Here is a 15744-nt window from a genome sequence, read left to right as displayed (position 1 = left end):
TCTGCTGCCCAACGGTCTTGATTCTCGCGGACACGCTGAACGGCTTTAATCTAGGGTCACGATTATCCGCGATAGTGCGGCGCACGTTTCTCGACGAAGGCTCTCAGCCCCTCCCGGAAATCCTCGGTCTGACCGGAAAGCATCTGATTGCGATTCTCCATCGCAATTGCTGCCTCAAGGCACGGTGCATCGACCGAGAAGTTCAACCCTTCCTTGGTAAGGCGGAGCCCCATGGGAGCAGTTTGCAGCATCTCGTCGAGATATGACTGAGCCGATTGCTCGAGATGGTCGTCCGGGACCACCTCGGATACGAGCCCAGCCGCTAGGGCACGCCTCGCGTCGATAAAGCGCCCGGTGAGCATCAGCTCGGAGGCGATAGAAAGGCCCGTAAGCCGCGGCAGAAAATAGCTGACACCCATGTCACATGCTGAAAGACCGAGACGGATGAAAGCCGCGTTCATGCGAGCCGTCTCCCCCGCAATCCGGATGTCTGAGGCCAGGGCAAGACCGAGGCCACCGCCGCAAGCCGGCCCCTGGATCAACGCGAGAATTGGCTGAGGGCATCGCCGCATTTTCACGAATACGTCCGAGAGGTAGCTCTGAAAATTGAAGCCACCGGCGAACGGAACGTCCTCTGCCTTCTGGTGTTGCGCAGCTTTGATGTCGAGACCGGCGCAAAATGCGCGACCAGCGCCACGCATCACGACGACCCGGCAGACGCGATCGTGGTAAAGCGTGTCAAAGTAATCGCGCAGATCAGCCACCATGGCAGCATTGATGGCATTCAGCGCTTCGGGCCTGTTCAGCGTCAGCCAATGGACTTGCCCGCGAACATCCACCTCGATGGTCTCATATTCAACCATTCTCTTTCCATTCCCTCGGTTGGCACGTGCGCGCTTTGCTGAAGCCCGCGCGGAGCGTCCCAATCGCCGACCCAATTTCTTCCACGAAATCCAGTCCAAATCGACGTCGGCCAAGTTGAGCTTCTCAGTTCATCCTGTAGCGGATCGGCACCGACTTCGGCCCGGACACGAAATTGGCCTTGGTCCGCGTTGGCGTTCCATCGAGCTCCAGGCTCTCCAGCCTCGGCAAAAGCTCCTCCCAGAAAATCTGCATCTCCAGACGGCCGAGATGCTGGCCGAGGCAAATATGCGCCCCATAGCCGAAAGCGACGTGCTTGTTGGGGGTACGGCCTACATCGTATTGATAGGGCTCATTGAAGACGGCCTCATCGCGATTGCCGGAGAGATAACAGAGCATAAGCCAATCTCCCTTCGCGATCTTCTGCCCGCGCAGCTCGGTGTCCGCCGTTGCCGTCCGCATGAAGTGCTTCACGACAGTTTCCCAGCGGACGGACTCCTCCACATGTCTCCGAATCAATTCCGGCGCTGCCTTGAGCTTTGCAAATTGATTGGCGTTCTCTGCCAGAGCCCAGGCGCCGCCTGCTATGGTATTCGACGTGGTGTCGTGCCCCGCCGTCGCGACCAGACCGTAGTAGGAGACGAGCTCGTAATTCTTCAGTGGCTCTCCGTGAACTTTTGCATTCGCAAGTACGCTTGCCAGATCGTCGCGTGGGCATTTTCGCCGATCGTTGGCAATGTCCGTGAAATAAGTCGTGACGTCGCCGCGAAGTCTGTGGAGGTCAGCCACCCGCTCAGCGTCCGACACCTGCTTCCCGGAGCGATTGAGATCGGGGTCGGTGGAGCTAAATGCTTGTTGCGTCAGCTTCAGCATCAATGGCTCGTCGCTCGCAGGCAGCCCCATGATCTCCATCAATACGCGCAAGGGGTAAAGAAAGGCGATGTCTCTGGCAAAATCGCAACGACCGTCAAACTCGGCCATGCGATCGACGAACTCGCGTGCGATCGCGCGGATTCGGGGCTCGCGCTCGCGAAGCTTTTGCGGAAGCAGGACCCCTTGCGCGATCCGACGATGAGCAAAATGGTCCGGATTATCCATCCGGGTCAGATTTCTATTGAGGTGAGGTGAACCGCCCGTAAGCTGACGAATACTACGTTCAGCTTCCATGCTAATGACCGTTACGGATCTGTCCGCGTTGTGAAACAGCTCGTTCTGACGCTCGACTTCGAGAATGTCGGCATGGCGCGTCACAGTCCAGAAAGGTTCGTATCCGCGCGGTTCGATACGAGCGAGCGGCGCTTCCCGGCGGAGCCAGCGAAGGGCTTCGTCGACTCGCTCCACTTCTGCATAGGCAAGCGGATCTACGATCGCATCCGCAAAATTCTGCGGGACCTTCATTTGACCCTCCCATCCAAATTGTGCGCCGCGAACATCAATGAGTCCCACCGGCATTTTGGACAGTATCCTAATTTTCAACTTGCTGATTGGTCAACTAGTATTTTCTCTTCTGCGCGACCTTCGGACCATAGTCTCAAAGCCAGGCCACGAAACTGCCGGCCCCGCGCGGGCGGGTACCCAACCCATCACTCTGCATCCAAGGCAACTGCGACTGGCGGCCTGCCATGCGCTTTTCCTCAGCGGAACCCTCCCTTAATGGCTCCACCGAGCGCGATTGGTCTATTGACACTCAACCTACCAGAAGGTAGGTTCGTCATATGATGAATGTGTCCTCCACAGCCGATCAGATTCTCGCTTGCGCGCGCTCCCTGATCATATCCGGTGGCTATAACGGCTTCAGCTATGCCGATATCGCCGACGTCGTCGGAATACGCAAACCCAGCATCCACCATCACTTCGCGAGCAAAGTCGAGCTGGTTCGCGCGGTGGTCTCTCGCTACCGCCAAGAGGCAGAAGCAGGTGTCGCGGATCTCGAGCGCCATGTCGCAGATCCGGTCGAGCAACTATCCGGTTATGTCAAGTTTTGGGAAAAGTGCATCACCGATTCGAGCGCATCCTTTTGCGTCTGCGCATTGTTGGCGAGTGAGCTCCCGGCGCTGCCGCCGGAGGTTGCGCTGGAGGTGAGAGGCCACTTCCGCGCTCTGTCAGCTTGGGTCACGTCCGTCCTCCAACGCGGCGCGCGTCAGGGGCGCTTTCAACTCGCGAGTAAGGCTAACGTCGAAGCGGAAGCACTTATCGCGACAGTACACGGGGCAATGTTGTCAGCCCGGGCCTACGGTGACCCCAAGATGTTCGGCATCATCACAACGCCCCTACTGAGACGTCTCACGACGCTTGACTGATCTCCACTCGACGCCCGCCAGGACCAACCGCCACCAAGCTTAGGAGGCCACTGCTGAAACAGAGCCCATGACAAAAGCGTTCGTTCACGTCGTCTACCAACTAGTCGAAAGGTTGCCTATGACCACCACATCAGTCTCTCCAAACCAGGTGCACTGGTTGAAGCAGTACTATTTCGTTCGAACGGGCGTATCCTTCCTGTGGATCGCTGCAGCGTTCGCGGTTGGCCAGCACTCCGAGCCGGCCGCGACGATACTTCTCATCTCGTATCCTGCTTGGGACGCTCTCGCAAATTACCTGGATGCATCCCGCAGCGGCGGACTGGCCCAAAACCGAACCCAACTCATCAACGTGATCGTGAGCGTTTTAGCCACGCTGGCCGTAGCTTTCACCATCCAAATCAGCATGAATTGGGTGATCGGCGTATTCGGTGCGTGGGCGATCCTTGCTGGGCTCCTTCAGCTCGCAACCGCGGCGCGTCGATGGAAGACCTATGGTGCTCAATGGGCGATGATCCTAAGCGGCGGCCAATCTGCGCTGGTTGGGGGCATACTGATTTTCCAGGCGCGCATGCCTGTGCCTCCGTCCATTCTGAACATCGCGGGATACGCCTCAGGCGGAGCATTCTACTTCCTGGTTTCGGCAGTATGGCTGGTCGTAAGCGAATTGCGCCAAAGGGCATCCACCGCATCCTGACGACATCGCGCTCCACGCCAATTGCACCGAAACGTACTAGGCCCTGGACATCGATCCAGGGCTTTAGTCATCAATGTCCAGGAAGAGCATGAGCGACCTCGGGCCGGCTTACTTACTGAGGGACAGTCAACGGCTGGAAGACCCAATTGCACCGATGAAGGCCGGCAGTGACGTTCTATGCTCGGAGTGCCCCGGTCGTCGCTCAGGCGCGGTCAATTTCCACCATGTCGAAATCGGCTTTCGTTGCACCGCAGGCCGGGCAGATCCATTCGTCAGTCACATCCTCCCACCGCGTGCCAGGTGGCAGCCCCTCCTCGGGCGCGCCGGCCTGTTCATCATAGACAAACCCGCACGTCCGACACTGATAGATCTTGAACTGGCTCTCAGTTGTCTTGACCTCGTCTCCATCAAGCCGCGGCATCTCGGTCATCAAACATCTCCCATCTGATACAGTTCAATCTGCCTGCCATCGTCGCCTCATTCACGCTCTTACGATTACCAGACGTCATTCGCAGGCAGGTTGTTGGTCTATCGAGGAATGCTAATGACCTGGAGCTGAGTAAACTCAGCCAGTCCCTCGTCTCCAAATTCGACTCCAAAGCCAGACTGCTTGCTTCCACCAAACGGAACGTTAGGCGCTAACGCCGCATGGCTATTGATCCACACGGTGCCAGCTTCGACCTGGCCGGCGACCTCGAGCGCTCGGTTCTCGTCGTTGGACCATACGGAGCCGCCAAGCCCCCACGGGCTATCATTCACTCGGCGAACCACATCATCGATATCGGTAAACTTCAGAACAGGCAAAATGGGGCCGAATTGCTCCTCCTTGACCAACCGGGCATCGTCTGCAATGTCACGCACAATAGTCGGCCGAACGAAGTAGCCGCTACGGCCTTCAACGAGACCTCCGGCAATGACGTTGGCATTCTCCTTTGCGTCATCGATGAGCTCACGCACTCGCTCGAACTGAGCCCGATTCTGGATCGGCCCGATCTGAACACCCTGCTCAAGGCCATCGCCAACCACCGCGGCATCCGCCAGCATTGCGAGCTTATTGCACAGTTCGTCGTAAATTGACGCATGCGCATAGACCCTCTTCACTGCGATGCAGATCTGCCCACTGTTCCGGAAGGCTTGTTGGAAGATCTTCGGCGCCACGGCACTGGGTTCGACGTCGCCCAGCACAATCGCCGCATCGTTACCTCCCAATTCGAGCGTTAGCCGTTTGAGCGTATCTGCAGCGTTCGCCATGACTTTCTTGCCGGTCGCGGTCGAGCCGGTAAAGCTGACCTTGCGGATATCCGGGTGAGCGGACAGGGCGCCACCAAGGTCATTGGCATCGGCGATGACGTTGAGGACGCCGGCGGGAACAACATCTGAGATCAACTCACCGAATTTGAGGGTGCTGAGCGGCGTGGTTGCTGCCGGCTTTATGACAACAGTGTTGCCAGCCAAAAGGGCCGGAGGAACCTTGAAAGCCATCAGAGCGATAGGAAAGTTCCACGGCACGATGGCCGCCACGACCCCTAGCGGCCTACGATGGACTTCCACCCTCCTCTGCGTTGAGTCTTCGATGATTCTCGCCGGCAGCTCCATCTGTGAAATCGCCCGAAATACGCCGGCTGCGCCACGAACCTCTTGTACGGCGTCTGTGAGAGGCTTCCCCTGCTCCTGGGTCAAGATTCGGCCCAACATGTCGGCATTCGCCTCGACCACCGCAGCTATTCTCTGCAGTACGGTGCGTCGGTCGCCAATCGGAATGCGGCTCCAACTTGGGAATGCCGCTTTGGCAGCGCTGACGGCATGATCAAGCTGGCTGATCGATGCCCTCGGCGCTATCGCGACCAGAGTCTCCGTGGCCGGATTCATGACTTCCATCGTCAAGTCGCCTTGGACGAGACGCCCGTTGATCAGCATAGCGTAATCGTTCATCGATATCCTCCTCGTGCGCGCGACACGTTCCCTGGTGCAGAGAGCCCCGCTCGCGAGACTCGGAGCCGCCACCGCTCTATCGCTCTCAAAGCGAGCGTCACCCTTTTCTCTGTTTGTCCGTAAACCCATCTATTCGTGAATTTTACGCAACCTGATGCGGGCGGATGTCGCTAATTCGGCAACCGCCCCAATTGATTGAACTGGATGCGTGCGCGAACCGACACCCACCTTCAGCCGTCCGCTTTGCCACCAATCACACCTTCGGATCGTAGACCTTCGATGTCCTCAGCGGAGAAATCGAGCATTGTGCGCAAGATCTCTTCGGTGTCCTGCCCAAGCTTTGGAGATATCGCTGCCGGAAGGCGATCAGTCCCGTGAATTCGGATGGGACTATCAGGGATGACGATCCTTCCGAATTGTGGATGATCGATCCACGTCAACATGCCTCGGGCCTGCATATGAGCATCGTTGCTCACCTCGGACAAATTGCGGACCGGAGCGGACGGCACCTTCCATTCGTCGAGGATTGCGCAGGCCTCCTGTCGCGTAATTCTCGAACTCCATTCCGAAACAGTCCGGTCGACCTCCTCCATGTTGCGAACACGTGAGACCTTGCTCGAGAAGCGCGGATCGCTTAGCAGGTCAGCGCGATTCATTGCGCGGAGCAGGTTTGTCCAATGCTTTTCGTTCGTCGCGATAATCGCGACATGACCATCACTGGACCTATATACGTTGTATGGCGCAGCCGAGAGGCCTCCATGACGATTTCCTGTACGAGGAGGCGCCTGCCCGAGATCATACATATAGGCAAGATTTGACGCGAGCGTCGGGTATACAACCTCCTGCATCGCGACTTCGACGAGACGGCCCCGCCCCGTGAAATGCCGCTCGTAGAGAGCAGTCACCACGCCGGCATAAAGATGGGTACCAGCCAGGAAATCAACGATTGCCGCGCCCGCTTTGACAGGAGGACTATCAGTAAAACCCGTGATGCTCATTAACCCCGAGACGGCCTGGACCGTAATGTCCATCGCGAGCTTGTCCTTGTCTGGACCGGAAAGGCCAAAACCGGATCCCGATGCATAGACGAGCCGCGGTTTGAGATCGCTAAGCACTGACCAGCCGACACCTAGCCTGTCCAATACGCCTGGTGCGAAGTTTTCCAACAGAACGTCGGCTGTCCCGACAAGCGCTTTGAGAATCTCCCGGCCTCGCGCGCTCTTCAAGTTCAAGGTCATAGACCTCTTGTGCCCATTGAGCATCGCAAAGGGCGCACCGGAGCCACGACTGACTGCATCACGCTGGCGAACTGGCTCTCCATCCAGTGGCTCAACCTTGATGACGTTGGCTCCGGCCTTCGCCATCAGATAGGTCGCGTATGGCCCTTGGTAGACTTGCCCTAAATCAATCACTGTAATGCCGTCCAACGGACGATTCTGACGAGCGTTCATAACATTCCTACCTTGCTTCTACGGCGCTCGGGCTTGAGAGCGCAAAGCCGCACGCCGGGCATCGCCTACGACGCCGCCGCATCCTGACAACGCTCAGGACGTTCCAGCGATTAGCCGGGGAGTTGCGTGATGAACTCACCAAACTTGCGACCGCGGCCAGGAGCGGCTGCAAACAACGATTTGGTGTAATCGTGCTGCGGATCCCGGAATATCGCTTCGGTCGAACCGAGCTCGACGACTTCCCCCTGCCTCATGACGGCCACTCGGTCGCACACTTGCGCCGCCACCCGAAGGTCATGCGTTATGAAGAGAACCGCCAACTTGAGGCGCTTACGAACGTCATCCAGAAGCTGCAGAACCTGTCTCTGGACCGAAACGTCCAGTGCGGACACCGCCTCGTCCGCAATCAGAAGATCTGGCTCCATCGCCAGCGCGCGAGCAATACAAATTCGCTGACGTTGACCTCCCGAGAACTGATGCGGATAGCGCTGTAGCATGGAACCGTCGAGCTGCACGGTCTCCATCAGCCGCGCTGCACGGGACAGGGCCTCCGTCCTGCTCATGCCGAAATTTACGGGGCCTTCAATGATTGACTGGCCCACCGTTAGCCGCGGGTTGAGGGATCGATAAGGATCCTGGAAGACGATCTGAACCCGCCGGCGGTGCGGGCGCATTTGTGACGCCGCAAGATGCGTTACATCCGTTCCGCCGAGGAACACTTGGCCTTCACTCGGATCGATCAGGCGTGCGATGCACCGCGCCACTGTCGACTTTCCGGAGCCGGATTCTCCCACAATCCCGAGCGTCTCTCCTCTTTGAATCTCGATATCCACATTGGCGGCCGCCCGGACGACGCTTCCGCGCCGGAAGAGTCCAGATCGCTGATAGCTTTTGCCCAGCTTGTCGGTCCTGAGAATGATCGGTTGACCCCGCACTGGCTCGCGCGCCGGTGGCTGTAGCGAGGGAACCGAGGAGATCAGCATCTTCGTATAGTCCTGGCGAGGGTTCGACAAAATCTGATCTGTCGGCCCCACCTCGACAAGCTCCCCCGACCGGAGCACCGCGACGCGATGCGCAATCTCGGCAACGACGCCGAAATCGTGGGTAATGAATAGTACGCCCGCGCCTCGGGTGCTTTGCAGCTCCGAGATCAGCTTCAAGATTCCGGCTTGTGTCGTGACATCCAGCGCCGTGGTTGGCTCGTCCGCAATGAGAAGGACAGGATCGAGAACCAATGCCATAGCGATCATGATCCGCTGGCGCTGCCCTCCGGACAGTTGGTGCGGAAAGGCTGCGTAGATCCTCTCTGCGTCGCGAAGCCGCACGCTCTCGAACATGGAGATGATCTTGGCTTTGCGAGCGGCGGGGCCCATATCACAGTGCGCTTGGAGAACCTCGTCAATCTGTCTTCCGCACGTCAACACTGGGTTGAGTGCGGTCATGGGTTCCTGAAAAATCATGGACATTCGCGCACAGCGCAATTGGCGCAGCCTGGCCTCGCCTACGCTGAGCACATCTTCTCCCTCGAGAAGAATCTGCCCCGCGGAAGGCTTGAGGGGCTTCGACAGCAATCCCATCGTAGCAAAGGCTGTCACCGACTTGCCCGAGCCCGATTCTCCGACCAGGCAGACCACTTCACCTGCCTTGACGGTCAAGTTGAAGTCGCGGACCGCGTAGCGGCGATCGATTCTAGTCGGAAGACCTATCGTGAGGTTGCGAATTTCGAGCACGGGTTTGCCGGTCGACGTCTTGTTACCGACTTGGTATTCGGAGCCGGAACGCTCTGGGATGACCGCTGCTCCTGTCATGGCTCCTCGCCCATCGTAGGGTCGAGCGCGTCGCGCAGGCCGTCACCGATCATGTTGATGGCAAGAACGGTTACTGCGAGAAATACGCCGGGGTAAAGCACGTTGTGAGGTTGGATACGGAACAACGCACGCCCTTCGGACATAATGTTCCCCCAACTCGGAATTTCAGGCGGCGTGCCGATCCCGATGAAGGACAAAGCGGCCTCCAGCAGGATGGCCGACGCTGCGAGAAACGTGCCCTGCACGATGAGCGGTGGCACGAGGTTGGGCAGAATGTGCCGAAACATGATAACCCACGTCCTCGTGCCGACCGATACCGCGCTTTCTACATACGGTTCCTCGCGCACGCTCAGCACGATCGATCTCACGACCCGCGCAACGCGGGGCACCTCGGGCACCACGATCGCAAAAATGACGGTCAGCAGCCCCCCACGCCAAATCGAAACCAGCGCGACCGCTAGCAAAATACCTGGAATGGCCATCAAGCCATCCATTATCCGCATGACCGGACCATCCAGACGCCTGATGTACCCCGAGAGAAGGCCTGTGAAGACACCTATCGCAATGGCGAGGACGGCGACCGTGACGCCGACAAACAACGATACCCGGGTGCCGTAGATCACCCGGCTGTAAACGTCGCGCCCCAAAGTGTCGGTCCCCATCAGGGCGGTCCGCGTCACTTTGCTACCATCATCCAGCCGCACGGAGATCTCCGTGCCCGGCTTGCGATTGCGGTTTCCAGGATCAATCCGCGAGGGATCCACGGTTCCGAGCACCGGAGCCATCGCAGCGGTGCATATCGCCGATAGCAGAAGTAACGTTCCAACGATGACGCCGGGGCTCAGCATGGCGGGAAGCCAGAGCCAGCCACGGCTTCGTCGCACGTTGGCGCTCCGTCCCTGACCCGACGCTTTTTCAACCAGCATACTCAAAGCCGAATCCTCGGATCGCAAATGGTATAGAGGATGTCGATCAGCAGGTTGATCAACACGTACACAACCGAAAACATCAGGATCACCGCCTGAATCGTCGGGAAATCGCGACTGAGCACAGCCTCCACGGTCAGCCGTCCTAGCCCAGGAAGGCCGAAGACCGTCTCTGTGACGACGACGCCACCAATGAGCACAGCAACGCTTGTGCCAATAATGGTCAGCACTGGAACGGCAGCGTTGCGAAGAGCATGACGAACCAAGACGGTCTGCTCGGACAGTCCCTTCGCACGGGCTGTACGAATATAGTCTTCCTTCAAGACCTCGATTACCGCGGCCCGCGTCATCCGCGAAATGAGAGCGATGAAGCCGACGGAGAGCGTCAACGACGGCAGAATGAGATGAAGGATGCAGCCCACTGCATCCTCGTGCAGCCGAACGTAGCCCTGTACGGGAAGAAGGCTCAGAGAAATCGAGAAGACGTAGATGAGGCAGTAGCCAACAACAAAGCCTGGAACAGAGAAGCCGATTACTGAAAGAGCCATCACGATCCGATCGAAGTACGATCCTTGCCGATAGGCGGCCAACACTCCGGTTGGTACCGCTATCACCGTAGCAATGAGAAGCGTACAGAGAGACAGCGCCAATGTCGGCTCGATGCGCTGCCCTATCAGTTCAGCGACGGTCGTCTTGAAGAAGAAACTTTCTCCAAGATTCCCTTGCGCAAGGTGGCCGAGCCAGATCCCGAATTGCGCCCATAATGCCTCGTTCAAGCCCAGCTTGCCTCTAATGAGCTCAATCTGATCTGACGTCGCATTGTCTCCGGCGATGATCGCTGCCGGATCCCCGGGAATGAGGCGCAACATTAGGAAAACCAGGATCGTCACAACGGCGAGAACGGGCAACGTCCCGAGCAGGCGCCGAACAATGAAATCAGGCATATCTGCACCATCGATAGCGGGAGATAGCTTGGCATGCCAGATCAAGGCCAACGGCCGACATCGATTTGCGGCAGAACCGTACTCGACGACGGCGAGCGCGGTCGGCCCGATCAGGACGCGAGCAGACCCGAGCAAGGCAAGACAGCACCGGATTACGACCCGGCAAGCATATCCGCGCAATCAAGCTCCACGGCACCGGACGACGGAACGTCATCGGCGTGATCTCCTTCCCTTCTGCCCGACTTCTTTCGGCCGAGGCAGATGAGACTTTGATCATAATACTTGCTTTTTGTCTAGCAAGTGTTTCACTTCGCCACGAAGCGCCCTCCAGGGGCGTTCACCGAGGGAGAAAACAAGAAATGTCGTGGGTTCGCTGCATCCTTGTAGCGGCCGTCCTCGCGCTAACCGCAGGCACGGTCGAGGCCAACACGCTACGCGTGGTCATGTCTTCCGATTTCAAAATCCTCGATCCGTACTGGACGACCGCCTATATCGTACGGAATCACGCCTATATGATCTACGATACCCTGTTTGCGACCGACGCAAATTTGCAGATCAGGCCGCAGATGGTTGATTCCTGGAATGTTTCCGAAGACCAGCTGACCTATACGTTCAAGTTGCGAGAGGGTCTCCAGTGGCACGATGGCCAACCGGTCACCAGCGCAGACGTGATTCCGTCGATCAGACGGTGGTCGGCGCGTGACGCCGCCCTGGGACAACCGCTCATGCGGCTGATCAAGGAAATGACGCCCGTCGATGAACGTACTTTTCGGATCGTTCTGACTGAGCCGACCTCCTTGTTGATGACCGCACTTTCGAAGCCCTCGCTGAGCATCTTCATCATGCCTCGGCGCGTTGCCGAGCTCGATCCGAATGTCCAACTGAGCGATACGACCGGCTCAGGTCCATTCATTTTCAAGAAGGACGAATGGAAGCCAGGCGAAAAGGCCGTCTACGTCAAGAACCCGAATTACAAGCCGCGCGCGGAGCCGCCTTCGGGCCTCGCGGGAGGCAAGGTAGCAAAAGTCGACCGCGTGGAGTGGATCACTCTCGCTGACGCACAAACGACCGTGAATGCGCTGCTGAAGGGTGAAATCGATATGATCGAATCACCTCAACCCGATCTCTTCCCGCTGCTTGAGGGGGACCCCAATATCGAGCTCGTATCGCTGAGCAAGCAGGGTTCCCAGTTTCTGCTTCGCTTCAATGTGCTGAACAAGCCGTTTGATAATCCCAAAATTCGCCAAGCCGTGCTCTACGCACTCAACCAGGAGGACTTTTTAAATGCCGCGGTCGGAGACCCGCGGTTCTATATCAAGTGTAAGGCAGTCTTCATCTGTAATACCCCCTTCGGTTCAACCAAGGGGTGGGACGACAAGCTCGAATCGAATTTCACCAAAGCGAAAGCCCTGCTCACCGAGGCAGGTTATGACGGAACTCCCGTCGTCCTCATGGGTCCTACAGATCTTCCAATCCTTAACAATCTCGGGCCCGTCGCCAAATCCCTGCTCGAGCGAGCCGGCTTTGTCGTCGATTTTCAGCGGATGGACTGGTCCACCCTGGTCTCTCGCAGGGCCAAGAAGGACCCCCCTCCTGCAGGTTGGAGCGCGATGTTCACGCTGCCAACCGCTTCGGATCTCTATAATCCTCTGGTCAATGGCATGGTCAACGCATCCTGCGACAAGGCTTGGTTCGGCTGGCCCTGTGATGAACGACTCGAGGACCTTCGGCGCGCCTTCAGTCAAGCAACCACGATGGAACGGCAAACGGAGATTGCCGAGGCGATCCAGATTCGGATGTTGGAATACCCGACGCATATCCCGCTCGGTCAGGTCAACCTACCCATCGCCCGCCGAAAAACCGTGAGTGGAAACATCGAGGCCAATGTGCCGGTGTTCTGGAACGTCGAAAAGAAGCCCTGATCCGGTCCCCGCAAAAGGACGGGGCCGCGGCAGGCCGACACCGTTGGCGTTGTCGGCCTGCTTGTGTGCCTGGTCGCTTCAATGTTACGGCCCGCTAGAGAGGAGAGCTATCGTGGATCTTGGAATAAAGGGGCGCAGAGCCATTGTGGCCGGCGGCAGCGCCGGGATGGGACGGGCAACCGCAGCGGCCCTCGCTCTGGAAGGCGCCGATGTCCTGATCAGCGCCAGAAACGAGGAGCGATTACGGCAGGCTGCAGCGGAGCTCACCCGCGAGACCCGTCGAGAGGTCAGGTTCATTCGAGCGGACCATACCACTGCGGAGGGTCGAGCAGCGCTCCTCGACGCGTGCCCCGCCCCCGACATTTTGGTCACCACGATTTCGCCCCCGCCGTACACACCTGATTTCCGGCAAATCACAGCCGATGATTGGATCGATGCTTATCGATCTGGCACGGTAGGACCAATCGAGCTGATGCGAGCAGTCGTGGACGGCATGGCCGACCGTCAATGGGGCCGCATCATCAACATCGTAACCGTTGCCATAAAGTTCCCGGTCGAGCGTCGGCTGTTGTCTGGTGCGCCCCGGACGGCGCTGGCGAGCTATACGGCGGTGGTGGCTCGAAAGCTGGCGAAGCACAACGTCATCATCAACAATCTACTCCCCGGAATGTATGCAACAGACTCCTTTCTGTCGCGCGCCGAGCTGCTCAACGCGTCGACCGACGAGCTCGATCGTGCGAAGAAGGATGTCGCAAAAGAGTGGCGTATCCCAGCGGGACGAATGGGAGATCCCGACGACTTCGGTCGCTTCGCGGCCATCTTCGCTTCCGAATTCGCAAACTTCGTTGTGGGACAGAATATCGTCATCGATGGAGGCTCCGGGGGCGGCATGTTCTAGCAGCCAGCCGAAGAGCACAAGCTGGGCCCCGAGTCTTTCCTGCTTCACGTCACTCTGCTCAAGGGCGCTTGAAGCGATCACAACGCTGACCCTGTTGGTGCGCAGGGTCAGCCTTGCCCCTTTCGGCGGGCCGGGTCAGCGCGCCGCAGCTGCAGATATTGGGGACCACAGCTTCGAGTCTCATCAGGATTGAAGGATCGTCTGGATGCGTTTCCTCAATTCGGTTCGATAGAACTCGGTCCCCATGCAATCGATGATCGCCTCCATCTCGGCAAAGAGCTGCACAGCATGGGGCGTCGACATAGACTGCCGAAGCAGTGCTTTCGTATGAAGGATCGCGTCAGCAGAGTTCTGGGCAAGCCGATTGGAAAGCTCGCGTGTCGCTTGCTCAAGCTCGGCCGCCGGAACGAGGCGGTCGATCAAGCCGAGCTCAAGACCGCGGTCCGCGTCAAGCGTCTGTTCACCTAGATAGAGCTGGATAGCCCTTCTTATTCCGATCCGCTCCGCAGCCGCCCTGGTTGCCCCGCCGTCGGGCGGAAGCCCAAGGAGCGCGTAGGCCGGCGTGAGCGTCGTTGTATCTGCAGCGACGCAAAAGTCGGCCTGTATTGCCAGCGATAATCCTATGCCCACCGTCCGACCATGAATGCTTGAGATGACCAGACGCCCGCCCTCGCGTAGAGCGAGCGACACCTCGTTGAGATCACCCAGAATTTCCCTCACCATAGGGGATGGATCTCCCCGATGGCGAAAGAACGTCGCCAAATCGGCCCCAATGCAAAAGGCGGGGCCATTTCCCCTCAAGACGACGACTCGAACCGTGTCATTCTTCATCACACGACGCACGATCTCGCTCAATCGCCTGGCCAAAGCTCCGTCGAAGGCATTTTGGGCCCGAGATCTGTTCAGCGTTATCGTTGCAACGCCACCATCCACATCAAGTAACACAAGCTCATTGTCGTTCATGGAGGCCACTTCACCAATTGGGAGCCCAACAGGGCTGCGAGACAACATTTACTTGTTGACTGTTTAGCAAATTTACGACCGTATTGAAATGACGATATCAAATGCAGGGGACGCCTATCTTCACGACTCGTGGCTTGATGCCTCGGTCCTGGCGTTGCCCAAACGCCGAGTGTGGCTTCGAAATAGCTGCTTTTCCGAGGCGAGCAGAAGTGGGAGAAGAGCAAGGTGAGCGATCGAACATGTCGGCCTATCATCGATGCTGCAATGACGGCGCCAACCGCCGCCGATTCGTTTTTCCTTCGACGCGGCGACATACTCGTCGGTATCGTTCAAGAGAGATACAGTTGTCGCGCATTTCTGCCGATGGATATTCCGCAGCAAACGATCGACGCGATATTGCTGACCGCGCAGCGCACGGCATCCTGGCAAAATACCCAACCCTGGAACGTCGCGATCGCTAGCGCCAGGGCGACCCGACGTCTGCGAACCTTGATCCGTCAATATGCAAAAGAACATCGGAAACAGCCAGACCCTCCTACATGCCTGAGCGGAGAATACAAGAAGCGCGCCGAGCGCTTCTGGGATTCCCGCCGTAAGGCTCAGAACCTGCCGTCCAGGACGAGCGATGCTGTGGAGCCGGAGGAGCTACAGTTCTTTGACGCTCCTCGTTTGGCGCTTGTCACAACACCGGGAGGGCTAGGGCACTTGAGTACTCTCGATTGCGGCGGCTACATAGCTAATTTTCTGCTTGCGGCCCAAGCTTTCGGAGTCGCAACGTCAATTCTGGCTACTCTAGCCGACTTTCCCGATTTTTGGCGTGAACAGTTCGCGCTTCCTTCGGATCAATTTATCCTTTGTGGGATTGCCTTCGGGTACGAAGACTCCCGGCATACCGCCAATCGGCAACGAACCACTCGCGCCCCGATCAGCCAGTCGGTGAAATGGTTCGACGACTAATTTAGACGGTCAAGGAGAACTGCCGAATCTAAGCCTCGTTGTGTGCTCGTAGACAAACCCACCGCCGCCTGAACGACGTTCGGATGTC

14 protein-coding genes are annotated in these 15744 nt (G+C 58.1%); 5 read left to right on the top strand and 9 right to left on the bottom strand.

Annotation, left to right across the window (positions count from 1 at the left end; genetic code table 11):
- Positions 1–62 precede the first annotated feature (62 nt).
- Positions 63–863, bottom strand: a complete 801-nt coding sequence (locus ACQR07_RS34515) for an enoyl-CoA hydratase/isomerase family protein (protein WP_434906533.1) — start codon at positions 861–863, stop codon at positions 63–65.
- A 124-nt stretch (positions 864–987) separates the two neighbouring features.
- Positions 988–2259, bottom strand: coding sequence for a cytochrome P450 (locus tag ACQR07_RS34510; RefSeq protein ID WP_434906501.1), 1272 nt, complete (start codon positions 2257–2259; stop codon positions 988–990).
- 317 nt (positions 2260–2576) lie between these two features.
- Here ACQR07_RS34510 and ACQR07_RS34505 point away from each other — a divergent pair, with 317 nt between their 5' ends.
- Both ACQR07_RS34505 and ACQR07_RS34500 read left to right on the top strand, forming a co-directional pair.
- Complete coding sequence (locus ACQR07_RS34505; protein ID WP_434906500.1) at positions 2577–3161, top strand: TetR/AcrR family transcriptional regulator; 585 nt, start codon at positions 2577–2579, stop codon at positions 3159–3161.
- Positions 3162–3279: 118 nt separating this feature from the next.
- Positions 3280–3855 (top strand): DUF308 domain-containing protein, encoded by a 576-nt coding sequence (locus ACQR07_RS34500; RefSeq protein WP_434906532.1) that lies wholly within the window; start codon positions 3280–3282, stop codon positions 3853–3855.
- A gap of 202 nt (positions 3856–4057) precedes the next feature.
- Here the strand turns inward: ACQR07_RS34500 and ACQR07_RS34495 are convergent, their stop codons facing one another.
- From ACQR07_RS34495 to ACQR07_RS34470, 6 genes are all read right to left on the bottom strand, one after another.
- Complete coding sequence (locus tag ACQR07_RS34495; protein WP_434906499.1) at positions 4058–4285, bottom strand: rubredoxin; 228 nt, start codon at positions 4283–4285, stop codon at positions 4058–4060.
- Positions 4286–4383: 98 nt separating this feature from the next.
- The gene (locus tag ACQR07_RS34490; RefSeq protein ID WP_434906498.1) at positions 4384–5787 is read right to left on the bottom strand and encodes an aldehyde dehydrogenase family protein; all 1404 of its coding nucleotides are present in this window, start codon (positions 5785–5787) and stop codon (positions 4384–4386) included.
- Positions 5788–6017: 230 nt separating this feature from the next.
- The gene (locus ACQR07_RS34485; RefSeq protein ID WP_434906497.1) at positions 6018–7238 is read right to left on the bottom strand and encodes a CaiB/BaiF CoA transferase family protein; all 1221 of its coding nucleotides are present in this window, start codon (positions 7236–7238) and stop codon (positions 6018–6020) included.
- Between the two features lie 110 nt (positions 7239–7348).
- Positions 7349–9046 carry an ABC transporter ATP-binding protein gene (locus ACQR07_RS34480; RefSeq protein ID WP_434906496.1) on the bottom strand — a complete coding sequence of 566 codons (1698 nt, stop codon included), beginning with the start codon at positions 9044–9046 and terminating at the stop codon, positions 7349–7351.
- A complete protein-coding gene (locus tag ACQR07_RS34475) occupies positions 9043–9972 on the bottom strand; it encodes an ABC transporter permease (protein ID WP_434906531.1) in 930 nt (309 codons plus the stop codon). Before ACQR07_RS34475 ends, ACQR07_RS34480 begins: the two co-directional genes overlap by 4 nt.
- A 2-nt stretch (positions 9973–9974) precedes the next feature.
- Positions 9975–10916: an ABC transporter permease gene (locus tag ACQR07_RS34470; RefSeq protein ID WP_434868433.1), complete on the bottom strand. Its 942-nt coding sequence runs from the start codon at positions 10914–10916 to the stop codon at positions 9975–9977.
- Between the two features lie 359 nt (positions 10917–11275).
- On the opposite strand from ACQR07_RS34470, the gene ACQR07_RS34465 reads away from it, so the two are divergent.
- Both ACQR07_RS34465 and ACQR07_RS34460 read left to right on the top strand, forming a co-directional pair.
- A complete protein-coding gene (locus ACQR07_RS34465) occupies positions 11276–12838 on the top strand; it encodes an ABC transporter substrate-binding protein (RefSeq protein WP_434906495.1) in 1563 nt (520 codons plus the stop codon).
- Between the two features lie 112 nt (positions 12839–12950).
- Positions 12951–13736 (top strand): SDR family oxidoreductase, encoded by a 786-nt coding sequence (locus tag ACQR07_RS34460; protein ID WP_434906494.1) that lies wholly within the window; start codon positions 12951–12953, stop codon positions 13734–13736.
- A gap of 183 nt (positions 13737–13919) precedes the next feature.
- Here the strand turns inward: ACQR07_RS34460 and ACQR07_RS34455 are convergent, their stop codons facing one another.
- The gene (locus ACQR07_RS34455) at positions 13920–14699 is read right to left on the bottom strand and encodes an enoyl-CoA hydratase/isomerase family protein (protein WP_434906493.1); all 780 of its coding nucleotides are present in this window, start codon (positions 14697–14699) and stop codon (positions 13920–13922) included.
- A 264-nt stretch (positions 14700–14963) separates the two neighbouring features.
- Here ACQR07_RS34455 and ACQR07_RS34450 point away from each other — a divergent pair, with 264 nt between their 5' ends.
- Positions 14964–15656, top strand: a complete 693-nt coding sequence (locus ACQR07_RS34450) for a nitroreductase (RefSeq protein WP_434906492.1) — start codon at positions 14964–14966, stop codon at positions 15654–15656.
- Positions 15657–15744 lie beyond the last annotated feature (88 nt).

Source organism: Bradyrhizobium sp. HKCCYLS20291, assembly GCF_051167715.1.
GTDB lineage: Bacteria > Pseudomonadota > Alphaproteobacteria > Rhizobiales > Xanthobacteraceae > Bradyrhizobium.
The sequence above is the reverse complement of the archived record's forward strand: the minus strand, read 5'-3'. Positions and strand labels throughout refer to the sequence as shown.

Bases quoted from the DNA above. Each gene is read 5' to 3' on its own strand.
- ACQR07_RS34515 (WP_434906533.1), bottom strand. From the start codon at position 863: ATGGTTGAATATGAGACCATCGAGGTGGATGTTCGCGGGCAAGTCCAT.
- ACQR07_RS34510 (WP_434906501.1), bottom strand. From the start codon at position 2,259: ATGAAGGTCCCGCAGAATTTTGCGGATGCGATCGTAGATCCGCTTGCC.
- ACQR07_RS34505 (WP_434906500.1), top strand. From the start codon at position 2,577: ATGATGAATGTGTCCTCCACAGCCGATCAGATTCTCGCTTGCGCGCGC.
- ACQR07_RS34500 (WP_434906532.1), top strand. From the start codon at position 3,280: ATGACCACCACATCAGTCTCTCCAAACCAGGTGCACTGGTTGAAGCAG.
- ACQR07_RS34495 (WP_434906499.1), bottom strand. From the start codon at position 4,285: ATGACCGAGATGCCGCGGCTTGATGGAGACGAGGTCAAGACAACTGAG.
- ACQR07_RS34490 (WP_434906498.1), bottom strand. From the start codon at position 5,787: ATGAACGATTACGCTATGCTGATCAACGGGCGTCTCGTCCAAGGCGAC.
- ACQR07_RS34485 (WP_434906497.1), bottom strand. From the start codon at position 7,238: ATGAACGCTCGTCAGAATCGTCCGTTGGACGGCATTACAGTGATTGAT.
- ACQR07_RS34480 (WP_434906496.1), bottom strand. From the start codon at position 9,046: ATGACAGGAGCAGCGGTCATCCCAGAGCGTTCCGGCTCCGAATACCAA.
- ACQR07_RS34475 (WP_434906531.1), bottom strand. From the start codon at position 9,972: ATGCTGGTTGAAAAAGCGTCGGGTCAGGGACGGAGCGCCAACGTGCGA.
- ACQR07_RS34470 (WP_434868433.1), bottom strand. From the start codon at position 10,916: ATGCCTGATTTCATTGTTCGGCGCCTGCTCGGGACGTTGCCCGTTCTC.
- ACQR07_RS34465 (WP_434906495.1), top strand. From the start codon at position 11,276: ATGTCGTGGGTTCGCTGCATCCTTGTAGCGGCCGTCCTCGCGCTAACC.
- ACQR07_RS34455 (WP_434906493.1), bottom strand. From the start codon at position 14,699: ATGAACGACAATGAGCTTGTGTTACTTGATGTGGATGGTGGCGTTGCA.
- ACQR07_RS34450 (WP_434906492.1), top strand. From the start codon at position 14,964: ATGACGGCGCCAACCGCCGCCGATTCGTTTTTCCTTCGACGCGGCGAC.